We start from the raw sequence: 12,393 nt of genomic DNA on the forward strand, positions 1-12,393 counted from the left end.
GGAGGCTGCTTAAGGCATCCGGGCCGGCCGGTCAGGGAGTGACCCGGATAGTGAGGGTGAACCCCTCCTCACAGGTGGCCAGTTGCACCTGAACCTGCCCCAGTTCGGCCAGGCTGCCCACATGAGTGCCGCCACAGGGGATGGTGACCTCCCGGCCTTCCAGCGAGCAGTGCCAGTAACGGGAGTCGATGATCGCCTCGCCGGCCCGGCTGCGGCGAATGTCAGCCCCGCTTGCTACCCAGTCGGCCAACTGGCGGTTGACCTGCACTTCAATCTGCGCCAGATCTGCCAGCAGTGCCTCGCTGTTGACTCCCTTCTTGCGCAGGCTCTTGCCGATCCGGTACTGCTCGCGCGAACCCATAGGCTCGACCCGCGAGGTCTGGATGGCGAGGCGATCGAAGTCCGGCTGATCCAGCGCGTCCCGCTCGCTGACCTCTTTGCGCCAGTAAGGCATCAGCGCTCGGTTGAGCGCCAGTGCCGCCAGATGGCAGCCGCTGTGGCCCAGGCTCAGGGCGTGGCGGGTCTCGGCATCCACCCGCAGTGTCACCTGGCTGCCCACTGGCAGCGCACAGTGACCTGCCAGCGGGTGCACCACCACGAAGCGCCACCCTTCTGCACCCCGCTTGACCGGGATCGCCTGGTCGACGAACAGCTCCCCATCCGGACTGATGGTCCCCATGCGGCAGGGGCCGACGGTCGTGTCGCCGCCCTCCCAATGCACTGTGCCCACGTCCCCCGGCTGATCGGGCCAGAGGTGGCTCTGGGGATGAAAGGGGGTGAGGTCGGTGACCAGCAGGCTGGTGTCACCGCTCTGGCAGAAGAGCACGCTGGCCTGCTCCTGATGGTGGCCCAGCACGAAGCTGGCTCGGGTATGTGGCATGGATGGCTCCCGCAAATCGAAGAGGAAGAGAGCCGCCAGCATACGCCAAAGCGCAGGCCGGCTCATTAACCTCGGTTAACAAGCCGGCCTGAGGAGGGGATGGCGGGCTAGATCATGGCGACCAGCAGGTAGGCGTTGAGCCCGATCACTAGGGCGACGATGAGGCGGCCGACCGCCTGGGTCACCGGGTGGTTGCGATACTCCCCCATCAGGGCGCGATCGCCGGTCAATATCAGCAGCGGAATGAGCGCCAGCGCGATGCCGAAGCTCAGCACCACCTGGCTCAGCACCAGGATTTCGGTGGTGTTGAGGCCCATGGCGATCACCACGAAGGCGGGGGCCATGGTGATGGCGCGGCGCAGCCAGAGCGGGATGGTGAAGCGCACGAAGCCCTGCATCACCACTTGGCCGGCCAGCGTGCCCACTACGGTAGAGCTGATGCCGGAGGCGACCAGCGAGAGGCCGAACAGGGTGGCGGCCGCCTGGCCCAGCAGCGGGGTGAGGGTCTGGTAGGCAGACTCCAGCTCCGCTACCTGCTGATTGCCGGAGCTGTGGAAGGCGGCCGCGGCCATGGCCATCATGGCCAGGTTGACGAAGCCGGCGATGGTCATGGCGATGGCCACGTCGACCCGGGTGGTGTGCAGCCGCTGGGGGACCGAGCCCTGATCCTGGGTGTGCTGGGTCAGTGCCGAGTGCAGGTAGATGACGTGGGGCATCACGGTGGCACCGAGCACGCCGGCCGCCAGATAGACGGCGTCGCTGTTGGGCAGGCCGGGGAAGAGGGCACCCTCCAGCAGGCTCGGCAGGTGGGGGCGGGAGAACACCAGCTCGACGATGTAGGCCGCCGCCACGAACAGCAGCAGGCCGCCCACCACGAACTCCAGCGGTTTCTGGCCGCGGGATTGCAGCATCAGAATGCCCCAGGTGACCACGGCGGTGATGCCGGCCCCTTCCAGCAGGGTGACCCCGAGCAGCAGCTTGAAGCCCACGGCCGCACCGATGAATTCGGCCAGATCAGTGGCCATGGCGATGATCTCCGCCTGTACCCAGTAAGCCCAGACTGCTGGCTTGGGCAGCCGGTCGCGAATGTGCTCCGCCAGGTTCTTGCCGGTGACGATGCCGAGTTTGGCCGAGAGGGTCTGCACCAGCATGGCCATCAGGTTGGCCCATACCACTACCCACAGCAGCTGGTAGCCGAAGGTGGATCCGGCCTGAATGTTGGTAGCGAAGTTGCCCGGATCTATGTAGCCGATGGCGGCGATAAAAGCCGGCCCGAGCAGGGTTAGCTTGAATTTGCGGGCCGGGATGGCCGTGGTCAGCGCGGGTTGCATGGTATCAGCCTCCATAAGTGCATGGAGATAGAATAGATCTAAATGATAATTATTATCAATTGAAGTTTTGTATTGTTCCCATAGATAAAAACATCGGTGGCGGCTGGTTGCAGTGGGGGATGGGATTTTGTACAATACGCCGCCCTAGAAAAGCAGCGTCTAAACACCATTATGTTCCTTGCCTCCGAGGTTTGGCTGCACCTGGGCGGAGGCTGAATTAATCCGTAAGGAGCTAAAATGCGTCATTACGAAATCGTCTTCATGGTTCATCCGGACCAGAGCGAGCAAGTACCTGGCATGATCGAGCGTTACACCGGCGCCATCACCACCTCCGGTGGTACCATTCATCGCCTGGAAGATTGGGGCCGTCGTCAGCTGGCTTACCCGATCGACAAACTGCACAAAGCCCACTACGTTCTGATGAACGTAGAAGCAGAGCAAGCCGTTATCGATGAGCTGGAAACCAACTTCCGCTTCAACGATGCCGTTATCCGCAACATGATCATGCGCACCAAGCACGCCGTGACTGAAGTTTCTCCGATGGCCAAGGCCAAGGAAGAGCGCTTCACCCGTCGTGACGACGAGCGCCGCGAAGAAGCTACTGAAGCTGCTTCCGAAGAGTAATTCTGGATCACTGACTAGAGGATAAAGGCCATGGCACGTTATTTCCGTCGTCGTAAGTTCTGCCGCTTCACCGCCGAGAACGTTACCGAGATCGACTACAAAGATATCGTTACTCTGAAAAACTACATCACTGAATCTGGCAAGATCGTACCGAGCCGTATCACCGGTACTCGCGCCAAGTATCAGCGTCAGCTGGCACGCGCCATCAAGCGTGCTCGTTACCTGGCTCTGCTGCCGTACACCGATCTGCACAACAAGTAAGAATCGGTCCGGCGCTTAAGCCTAACTCAACGAAATTTATAGAGGAAAGGTAATGCAAGTTATCCTGCTCGACAAAATCGCCAAACTGGGCGGTCTGGGTGACCAAGTTTCCGTGAAAGCTGGTTATGCCCGTAACTACCTGATCCCGCAAGGCAAAGCTGTTATGGCTACCAAGGCCAACATCGAGACCTTCGATGCTCGCCGTGCTGAACTGGAAGCCAAACTGGCTGCCGGTAAAGCTGCCGCTGAAGAGCGCGCTGCCAAGCTGGGTGAACTGGCTGCCGTTGTTATCGCCTCCAAGTCTGGCGACGAAGGCAAGCTGTTCGGTTCCATCGGTACCCGTGACGTGGCTGAAGCCATCACTGCTGCCGGCGTAGCCGTTGCCAAGAGCGAAGTCCGCATGGGCAACGTTCTGCGTAACACCGGTGACTACGAAGTTGTTGTTCAGCTGCACGCTGACGTCAAAGCAACCGTACAGATCCAGGTTGTTGCCCTGTAATAGCGATTCGCTTTTGCAGAAAAAACCCGCGCACTTGCGCGGGTTTTTTATTTTCAGGCCCAGGGTTAGAGTAAGGATCCGTTCTTCTGGAGGAGATCCCTATGGCCTGGGTCGAAGGTCGCGTCCTTGAGCGTATCGAGTGGACGCCCACCCTGTTCTCCCTGCGTGTGGCGGCCGAGCTGGCCCCCTACAAGGCGGGGCAATTCACCAAACTGGCCCTCGAGCAGGGCGATCGCCGCGTCCAGCGGGCCTACTCCTTCGTCAATCCCCCGTCAGCCCCCTATCACGAGTTCTATTTCGTCGAGATCCCCGATGGGGAACTGACTCCGTCCCTCGGTTCCCTGCAAGCGGGCGACAGCCTGCTGGTGCAATCCCTGGCGACCGGTTTTCTGACCCTGGACGAGGTACCGGCCGGGCGCGATCTCTGGCTGCTCTCCACCGGTACCGCCATCGGCCCCTTCCTCTCCATGCTGGCCGACGGAGAAGCCTTCGCCCGTTTCGAGAATCTGGTGCTGGTGCACGGGGTGCGCAAGGGGGAAGAGCTGAGCTACCGGGAGCTTATCGTGGGGTTTGCCGCCCGCCACGGCGAGCGTTTTCGCTATGTGCCTTTCGTCAGCCGGGAGGAATGGCCCGAGGCGATGGCAGGGCGGATCCCGGCAGCCATTGCCGACGGTCGGCTGCAGGCGCGGGTCGGGCTGGAATTTGCCCCTGAGCTGAGTCAGGTGCTGATCTGCGGCAACCCGGCCATGGTGAAGGAGACCCAGCAGACCCTGCTGTCATTGGGGCTGGCCAAGAACCTGCGGCGGGCGCCCGGCAACATCAGTGCGGAGAACTACTGGTAGAGAAATGGACACAGGGGCCTCGGCCCCTGTGTCAGGGTAACGGGGATGAGGATCAATTCTTCTTGCTGTTGCCGTTGCCTTTCTGCTTGTTGTGGCCCTGGCCCGGGTTGTTGCCGCTGTGGATGCTGCGGTTGTAGTGGTCCCGGTATTTGCCGTCCATCTTGTCGCAGTTGAGCTGGATGCGGCTGTCGCCGATGCCGAGATCGAGGCAGTTGCTCTGCCACCAGTCGTACTCTTTCTGATCCCAGTTGATGTCCAGCTTGATGTCGTCGGTGGAGAGTTTGACGCCATCGTTGTTCTTGGAGGGGGGCGCCGCCATGGCCATGCCTTGGACGAGCAGCAGGGAGAGCAGCAGTATGGATTTGTGCATGATGACCTCGAGTGCGGAAGGATTGGTCTCAGTGTAGAAGCTGGCGCCTTAACCGGGCCGGAACTAGGCACGACGTCAGCTGGCGGGCATGTCATGCCGGCTTGCAGCGGGCGGGCAGGCGATCAGGCTAGCGGGGTTTTCTGCGGCAGACAACGGGGAAGCGTCGACAATTTGCCCAATCTGGTCGCAGCCTGTCCGTTTGTGAAGGTATCTGAGTCAATTCAAATGATTAGCCTTCATTCTGTGGCTCGGCTGACTATAATCGGCAGCCAACTTTTCCTGCATATCGCACCCCCTTCATCATGACTACACAGGCTTCTACCGTGCTGCGCTACCCCAAGGGGTGGTTCGCCTTGACCACGGTGTACAGTTTTACCGGGCTGGCCATTCTGGCCTCCATCGTCTTCTCCCTGCTGCTGTTTCTCTCCATCGACGAGAACCCCCTGATGAAGTGGTTGTTCGGCGGCCTGGCCATCATTTTCGAGCTGGGCAAGTTCTACGTCTGGTACGAGTACGGTGAGTGCAAGGCGCGGCGGGAGCTGAGCGGGGCCTTCTGGTCGTTGCTGTTCTACAGCGTGCTGGCGGCCATCTCCATCGGTGGCAGCATAGGCGGCATCAACAGCGCCACCAACACCATACTCAACCAGCAGGCGCGCCATGAGCGGGAGATCGCCCGCTTCGACGAGCAGATCGCCAGCATAGAGCGGCAGATCCAGCTCAACGAGGAGGCGGCCCGCAAGTACATCGAGATGGCGCGCATCTCCAGCGGCGTCAGCGGGTTGCAGCAGGCCAACACCAAGCTCAGGCTGCGCCAGGATGAGCTGCGCCAGGAGCGCGATGCCAAGCCCATCAACGAGCAATCCTCCATGCTGGGACTGATGAGCAGCCTGGCGGATGGGGTGGGAATGAGCATCAGTCAGGTGCAGTTTCTGCTGGTCTGCTTCCTCTCCGTGCTGCTCGACGTGTTCGGCGCCTTCTTCGTCAGCCTGATCGGCGAGGAGAACCGCTTTCGTCGCAGCTGGCTGTGGCAGCAGGCCAGGGAGCAGACCCTGGCCCGCCAGGCGGAAGCGGCAGCCATGGTGCCTGCCGTGATGGCCAGACCGGAGCCCGAGCCGGAGGTGGTGGCTCAGGTGCGCAGCGCGCTGGAGAGCGGTGAGCTCAAGTGCAGCAAGCGGCGGGTCGCAGAGGCGCTGTCGCTGTCGCTGGAGGAGGTGGATCGGGTGTTCCAGCATCTGCTGGCCCAGGGGGTGCTGGGGCAGGGCAGCAACCGCCACTACCATCTCAGCTCGCAGGGGAGTTGATCATCAGGCCACCGCAGGGTGGCCTTTTTATTGCCGCGTGGGGGCTGTGCTAGTGGGTCAGCACCATCATCAGGCTGAGGAAGGCGGCCAGCCCGCCACCGATGCCGATGATCCAGTAAAAGCCCTTGGCCCCCTGTTTGAGCGGGATGCGGAAGTAGAGCAGAAACGCCCACCACCCCAGGGCCAGCAACAGAGGAATAAGAAACATTCGAGCCATGGTGTCCTCGCTGTTATTCTGTTGACCCTTGATCAATCAACAGGATGGATTGTGCAATGACGCAGCTACAGATTACCGCATTCGGTGACCCCTCGGTACTTCGGCTCAACCCTTCCCTGGACAAGGTGCCAGCCGACGGCGAAGTGCGGGTGCGCATCTGCTTTGCGGGGGTCAACCCCATCGATGCCAAGACCCGGGCCGGCCTCGGCTGGGCGGCGGCCCAGAACAAGGACAAGCTGCCCTGGACGCCGGGCTATGACGTGGCCGGGGTGGTGGAGAAGATAGGCCCCGGCGTCACCGCGCTGGCCGAGGGGGATCGAGTGTGCGGCATGGTGGGCTTTCCCCTCGCGGCCGGCGGCTACGGCGAGTCCGTGGTGGCGCGCGAGGAGGAGCTGGTCAGGCTGGAAGATATTGGCCTCAGACAGGGGGCGGCGCTGCCGCTAGCGGGCCTCACCGCCTGGCAGGGGCTGTTTGAACACGGCGCCCTCAAGGCGGGGCAACGGGTGCTGATCCTGGCCGGTGCCGGCGGTGTCGGCCACCTGGCGGTGCAGTTTGCCAGCGCCTATGGCGCCGAGGTGGTGGCGACGGCGAGTCGCGACAACCACAGCTTCCTGCACGGGCTGGGGGCCAGTCGGATGGTGGATTACCATGACGCAGACTGGGTAGCCCAGGTGGGTCAGGTCGAGCTGGTGCTGGATCTGGTGGGGGGCGAGAGCGGCAAGGCGGCGCTCGCCTGCGTCAAGCCAGGTGGCCGGCTGGTGACGGTGCCCACCATCAGCGCCCAGCAGATCAAGGATGCCGCGGCCGGCAGCGCCATCGAGGTGCTCGGCATGCTGGTACACCCCGACCGCCAGCAGCTGAGCCAGATGCTGACCTTGCTGCGCCAGGGTGAGGTTCAGGTCACGGTCGCCGGGGAGTATGCCCTGGCCGAGGGGGCGCTGGCCCATCAGGCCATCGAGCAGGGCCACGTGCGCGGCAAGCTGTTGCTGCGTATGCCTGCCGCGGAGACTCTTGCCGGATGAACGGCATCACCGAGCTGGGGCTCGGCTGGCTGTTTCTGAGCGCCTTCACCTCCGCCACCCTGCTGCCCGGCAGCTCGGAAGTGCTGCTGGGCGCCATGGCGACCAAGGGGGAGTGGAGCATGGTCAGCCTGCTGCTGTGGGCGACGCTGGGCAACACCCTCGGCTCCATGACCACCTGGTGGCTCGGCTGGCTCGCCACCTTCAAGAAAAAACCGGAAGATTTTCAAGGCCGTGGGGAACAAAAAGCCCTCGGCTGGCTCAAACAACATGGCCACTGGTGTCTGCTGCTGGCCTGGACGCCGGTGATCGGCGATGGTCTCTGTCTGCTGGCCGGCTGGCTGCGTCTCTCCTTCTGGCGCTCTCTCATTCTCATCGGGCTCGGCAAATTGTTGCGTTATGCCCTGGTCTTTCTGCTGGCCAGGCAGATCTTCTAGCTTCACTCACGAGGTAACCGTGAACAAACTCATTCCATTAAGCATGCTTCTGGGCTTCTCCCTGCCCGTGCTGGCGGCACCCACCCTGGTGTCGGAACAGGTCAAGGAAGAGGGCAAGCTCGGCATTCCCTACCAGATGTATAAGCTGGACAACGGCCTGACCGTCATTCTGGCGCCCGACAAATCCGATCCCCTGGTGCACCTGGACGTCACCTACCACGTGGGCTCGGCCCGCGAGCAGGTGGGCAAGTCCGGTTTCGCCCACTTCTTCGAGCACATGATGTTCCAGGGCTCCAAGCATGTGGGGGATCAGGAGCACATGCGGATCATCAACGAAGCTGGCGGTGACATGAACGGCACCACCAACAAGGATCGCACCAACTACTACGAGACCGTGCCGGCCAACCAGCTGGAGAAGGTGCTCTGGCTGGAGGCCGACCGCATGGGCTTCTTGCTCGATGCGGTGAGCCAGAAGAAGTTCGAGATCCAGCGCGCCACCGTCAAGAACGAGCGGGCCCAGCGCATCGACAATCAGCCCTACGGTCTGGTGAGCGAGAAGGTGGGCGAGGCGCTCTACCCGCGCACCCACCCCTACTCCTGGCAGCCCATCGGCTATGTGGAGGATCTCGACCGGGTCGACGTCAACGACCTCAAGCAGTTCTTCCTGCGCTGGTACGGCCCCAACAATGCGACTCTGACTCTGGGCGGCGACTTCGACACCAAGCAGGCGCTGGCCTGGATTGAGCAGTATTTCGGCTCCATCCCGCGCGGCCCGGACGTGGCCGAGCCGACCCCTGCGCCCGTCACCCTGCCCGAGACCCGTTACGTGACGCTTGAGGACAAGGTGCACCTGCCGCTGCTCTACATCAGCTACCCGACCGTGTCGCTCGGCGATCCGCAGGAGCCGGCGCTCGACATGTTTGCCGATGTGTTGGGCGGCAGCGCCAGCTCCATGCTCTACCAGTCGCTGGTCAAGAGCGGCAAGGCCATTGATGCGGGCGCCTCCCACTACTGCGAGGAACTGGCCTGTACCCTGACCGTCTACGCCTATCCCAACCCGGCAGTGGACGGCAGCCTGAAGACCCTCAAGAGCGAGGTGGACAAGGTGATCGGCGAGTTCGCCGGCCGCGGCCTCAAGCCGGAGGATCTGGAGAAGGCGATCAACAGCTATCGCGCCTCGGCCATCTGGGGTCTGGACAGCGTCTCCGGCAAGGTGAGCCAGCTCGCCATGGGTCAGGTGTTCGCCCAGGATCCCAACTATGTGTTCAAGAGCCTGGATGCCATCGGCAAGGTGACCCCGGAGCAGGTCAAGACCGCCTACGACAAGTTCATCCTGAACAAGCCGGCGGTGGTGCTGAGCGTGGTGCCCAAGGGCAAGAGCGACTGGCAGGCCGCCAAGCCCAACTTCACCCCGGCCAAGCGTGAGCTGCCGGATTACAGCAAGCATGATCAGGTACTGGCCGAGCGACCGGTGAAAGACGATTTTGATCGCAGCGTGCAGCCCAAGGCGGCCGATGCGGTGAGCGTCAAGGTGCCGGCCATCTGGCACGGCAAGCTCGACAAGGGGATCGAGATCATCGGTACCCAGAGCGACGAGATCCCCGCCGTCTCCATCATGGTCGCCCTGCCGGGCGGCATGCGGGCTGAGGGCAAGGGCGAACTGGGGCTGGCCAGCCTCACCGCCAGCATGATGGGACAGGGCTCGGTGCGTTTGACCGAGGCTCAGCTCAGCGACGAGCTGCAAAAGCTCGGCTCCAGCGTCAGCGTCTCCAGCGCCCAGTACAACAACCTGGTCACCATCAGCAGCCTGACCGACAAGCTGCCGCAGACCCTGGCGCTGGTGCGCGAGGTGTTTGAACGGCCCGGCATGCGCGAAGCCGACTTCGAGCGGGTCAAGTCGCAGATGCTGCAGGGCATGAAGCAGAGCGAGCAGCAGCCGGAGTGGCTGGCCGGTCAGGCATTCCGCGAGCTGGTCTACGGCAAGCAGAACCGCCTCGGACAGCCGGGTGACGGCGTGCTGGCCGATGTCGAGAAGCTGACCCTGGCGGACGTGAAGCGCTTCTATCAGAACTACTACAACCCGACCAACGCCAAGGTGGTGGTGGTGGGTGACGTGACCCAGTCCCAGGTGGAGGATCAACTCGCCTTCCTGACCCAGTGGAAGGGGGCCGAGCCCTCTCTGGGCAGCCTCAAGCCGGCGGGCGAGCAGGCCAAGCCGGGCATCTATCTGGTGGACAAGCCAGGGGCGCCCCAGTCGGTGATCCGCATCGGTCGCCGCGCCATGCCGTTCGATACCACGGGTGACTACTTCACCGCCGGGCTGATGAACTTCAACCTGGGCGGCAACTTCAACAGCCGCATCAACCTCAACCTGCGAGAAGACAAGGGCTACACCTATGGTGCCAGCTCGGGCTTCTCCGCCAACCGGGAGGCGGGTACCTTCGCCACCGGTGCCAACGTGCGGGCCGATGCGACCGTGGATGCCATCCGCCAGTTCCTCAAGGAGATGGACAACTACTGCAAGAACGGCCCGACCCCGGTCGAGCTTGCCTACATGCGCAGCGCCGTCTCCCAGCAGGATGCGCTCTCCTACGAGACCCTGGGCCAGAAGGCGGGCTTCCTGCTGCAGATGATCATGTACGACCTGAAGCCGGACTATGTGCAGGCCCAGAACAACCTGATCAAGACGGTGTCGGCCGAGACGCTCAAGGCCAGTGCGGCACGCTGGCTTGACCCGGCCGAGATGGTGATTGTGGTGGTGGGGGACAAGCAAAAGCTTGAAAAACCCTTGAAGGAGCTTCATCTTCCCATCTATCCGCTGCAGCTGCCCTGAGGGCGCTACATAATAAAGAGTGCCGCCCCCCTGTGGGGCGGCCACACATGAGCCGTGAATATGACTACGACAAGCTTGTCACTCACCGAGTTGTTGACCGCCCTGGGTTCGCCGGAACGGCTGACCGCCCTCAAGGGGATCCGGCGCGGGATCGAACGTGAATGTCTGCGCATCACCCCGGAAGGAACCCTGGCCCAGACCGATCACCCCCGCAGTCTGGGCTCGGCGCTGACCCATGCCAACATCACCACCGACTACTCGGAGAGCCTGCTGGAGTTCATCACGCCGGCCACCGACTCCATCGACAGCCTGATGGAACAGCTTGGCGACATCCACCGTCACACCATCCATCATCTCGGTGATGAGCGGATCTGGCCGCTCTCCATGCCCTGCTTCGTCGGCGACGAGGAGAACATCCGGCTGGCCCAGTACGGCAGCTCCAACATCGGCCGGATGAAGACCCTCTACCGGCAGGGGTTGAAGAACCGCTACGGCAGCCTGATGCAGGTGATCGCCGGGGTGCACTTCAACTTCTCCATGCCGGACAGCTTCTGGTGCGAGTGGCAGGAGCTGGTGTGCGAGGGGTGCTGCAGCCAGCGCTTTATCTCCGACAAGTACATGGGGCTTATTCGCAACGTCTACCGCTTCGGCTGGCTGGTGCCCTATCTGTTCGGTGCCTCGCCGGCCATCTGCGACTCCTTCCTCAAAGGGCGCAAGAGCAATCTGCCGTTCCAGAAGACTGGCAAGGGCACCCTCTACCTGCCCTATGCCACCGCCCTGCGGCTGTCGGATCTGGGCTACACCAACAGCGCCCAGGCGGGGCTCAAGATCAGCCACGACAGCCTGCCGGCCTATGTGAGCAGCCTGCGTCGCGCCATCAACACCCATGATCCCGACTTCGCCAAGATCGGCGTCAAGGTGAATGGCGAGTACCGCCAGCTCAACGATAATGTGCTGCAGCTGGAGAACGAGCTGTACGCCCCGATCCGGCCCAAGCGCACCCCGCGCAGCGGCGAGAAGCCGTCGGACGCGCTGGAGCAGCGCGGCATCGAGTACATCGAACTGCGCACCGTGGATGTGAATCCCTTCACCCCGTACGGTATCGAGGTGGATCAGATCCGCTTCTTCGACCTGTTCCTGGTCTGGTGTCTGCTGCGCCCGTCCCCGGTGCTGGGCGACGAGGAGATTGCCCGCAATCGCCGCAACCAGACCAAGGTGGTGCTGGAAGGGCGTCGTCCCGGCCTCGAGCTGGAAGACGAGCAGGGTCATGCCATCGGCCTGAAGGAGTACGGCCTCAAGCTGTTCGACGAGCTGGCCGCGCTGCTGGATCGCTGCTGCGGTCGCAACCGCTACCGCGAGACCCTGGCGATGCACCGCGAGAAGCTGCTCAACCCCGAGCTCACCTACTCCGCCCGCCTGCTCAAGCAGTTGCTGGAGAGCGGCCAGGACAACGGCTGCTTCGGCGACGAGCTTGCCAACCGCTACCGGGAAGAGATGCTGGCCGGTGAGCTGCAGTACTGGGACGATGCCTACTTTGCCGGCGAGGCCCGCGACTCGCTGGCCAAGCAGCGGGAACGCGAGCGCAGCGACAGCCTGTCGTTCGACGACTTCCTGGCCGACTACTTCGGGACCAGCAAGACCCCTGCCTGACGGGCTCCATTTCTGCTGCAAGCCGCTCTTCGGAGCGGCTTTTTTATGGGCGGTCTCCAGTGGGCGGTCGGTCGTCACGGGCCCGAAAATAACTGTGAGTCAGCCTTCACTTCAGCAGCGCGATGGGCG

13 protein-coding genes are annotated in these 12,393 nt (G+C 62.8%); 9 read left to right on the forward strand and 4 right to left on the reverse strand.

Annotation, left to right across the window (positions count from 1 at the left end; translation table 11 throughout):
- Window positions 1-31: 31 nt before the first annotated feature.
- Window positions 32-922 (reverse strand): alanyl-tRNA editing protein, encoded by an 891-nt coding sequence (locus tag AHA_RS03570; RefSeq protein WP_164927544.1) that lies wholly within the window; start codon window positions 920-922, stop codon window positions 32-34.
- Window positions 923-987: 65 nt separating this feature from the next.
- A complete protein-coding gene (locus AHA_RS03575; protein ID WP_016349448.1) occupies window positions 988-2,211 on the reverse strand; it encodes an Nramp family divalent metal transporter in 1,224 nt (407 codons plus the stop codon).
- Between the two features lie 237 nt (window positions 2,212-2,448).
- Between AHA_RS03575 and rpsF the strand changes: the two genes are divergently transcribed.
- From rpsF to AHA_RS03595, 4 genes are all read left to right on the forward strand, one after another.
- Entirely contained in the window at window positions 2,449-2,835 is a 387-nt protein-coding gene (gene rpsF, locus AHA_RS03580; RefSeq protein ID WP_005308887.1) for a 30S ribosomal protein S6, read from the forward strand.
- Between the two features lie 30 nt (window positions 2,836-2,865).
- Window positions 2,866-3,096 carry a 30S ribosomal protein S18 gene (rpsR, locus tag AHA_RS03585; protein WP_005308890.1) on the forward strand — a complete coding sequence of 77 codons (231 nt, stop codon included), beginning with the start codon at window positions 2,866-2,868 and terminating at the stop codon, window positions 3,094-3,096.
- A gap of 52 nt (window positions 3,097-3,148) precedes the next feature.
- Window positions 3,149-3,595 (forward strand): 50S ribosomal protein L9, encoded by a 447-nt coding sequence (gene rplI / locus AHA_RS03590; RefSeq protein WP_011704669.1) that lies wholly within the window; start codon window positions 3,149-3,151, stop codon window positions 3,593-3,595.
- A gap of 101 nt (window positions 3,596-3,696) precedes the next feature.
- Complete coding sequence (locus tag AHA_RS03595) at window positions 3,697-4,437, forward strand: ferredoxin--NADP reductase (protein ID WP_011704670.1); 741 nt, start codon at window positions 3,697-3,699, stop codon at window positions 4,435-4,437.
- A gap of 52 nt (window positions 4,438-4,489) precedes the next feature.
- On the opposite strand, the gene AHA_RS03600 is transcribed toward AHA_RS03595, so the two are convergent.
- Entirely contained in the window at window positions 4,490-4,807 is a 318-nt protein-coding gene (locus tag AHA_RS03600; protein WP_011704671.1) for a hypothetical protein, read from the reverse strand.
- A gap of 302 nt (window positions 4,808-5,109) precedes the next feature.
- Between AHA_RS03600 and AHA_RS03605 the strand changes: the two genes are divergently transcribed.
- Window positions 5,110-6,108: a hypothetical protein gene (locus AHA_RS03605; protein WP_026080232.1), complete on the forward strand. Its 999-nt coding sequence runs from the start codon at window positions 5,110-5,112 to the stop codon at window positions 6,106-6,108.
- A gap of 49 nt (window positions 6,109-6,157) precedes the next feature.
- Here AHA_RS03605 and AHA_RS03610 read toward each other — a convergent pair whose 3' ends face one another.
- Entirely contained in the window at window positions 6,158-6,325 is a 168-nt protein-coding gene (locus AHA_RS03610) for a hypothetical protein (RefSeq protein WP_005308905.1), read from the reverse strand.
- 44 nt (window positions 6,326-6,369) lie between these two features.
- On the opposite strand from AHA_RS03610, the gene AHA_RS03615 reads away from it, so the two are divergent.
- The 4 genes from AHA_RS03615 to gshA are packed head-to-tail and all read left to right on the forward strand — an operon-like array spanning window position 6,370 to window position 12,264.
- Window positions 6,370-7,347 carry an NADP-dependent oxidoreductase gene (locus AHA_RS03615; RefSeq protein ID WP_011704674.1) on the forward strand — a complete coding sequence of 326 codons (978 nt, stop codon included), beginning with the start codon at window positions 6,370-6,372 and terminating at the stop codon, window positions 7,345-7,347.
- Window positions 7,344-7,781, forward strand: a complete 438-nt coding sequence (locus tag AHA_RS03620; protein WP_011704675.1) for a YqaA family protein — start codon at window positions 7,344-7,346, stop codon at window positions 7,779-7,781. The genes AHA_RS03615 and AHA_RS03620 overlap by 4 nt, the downstream gene beginning before the upstream one ends.
- Before the next feature lie 19 nt (window positions 7,782-7,800).
- Window positions 7,801-10,614, forward strand: a complete 2,814-nt coding sequence (locus tag AHA_RS03625; protein ID WP_011704676.1) for a M16 family metallopeptidase — start codon at window positions 7,801-7,803, stop codon at window positions 10,612-10,614.
- A gap of 60 nt (window positions 10,615-10,674) precedes the next feature.
- Window positions 10,675-12,264 (forward strand): glutamate--cysteine ligase, encoded by a 1,590-nt coding sequence (gshA, locus tag AHA_RS03630; RefSeq protein WP_011704677.1) that lies wholly within the window; start codon window positions 10,675-10,677, stop codon window positions 12,262-12,264.
- Window positions 12,265-12,393: the final 129 nt, after the last annotated feature.

Origin of the sequence: Aeromonas hydrophila subsp. hydrophila ATCC 7966 (genome assembly GCF_000014805.1) — a bacterium.
GTDB lineage: Bacteria > Pseudomonadota > Gammaproteobacteria > Enterobacterales > Aeromonadaceae > Aeromonas > Aeromonas hydrophila.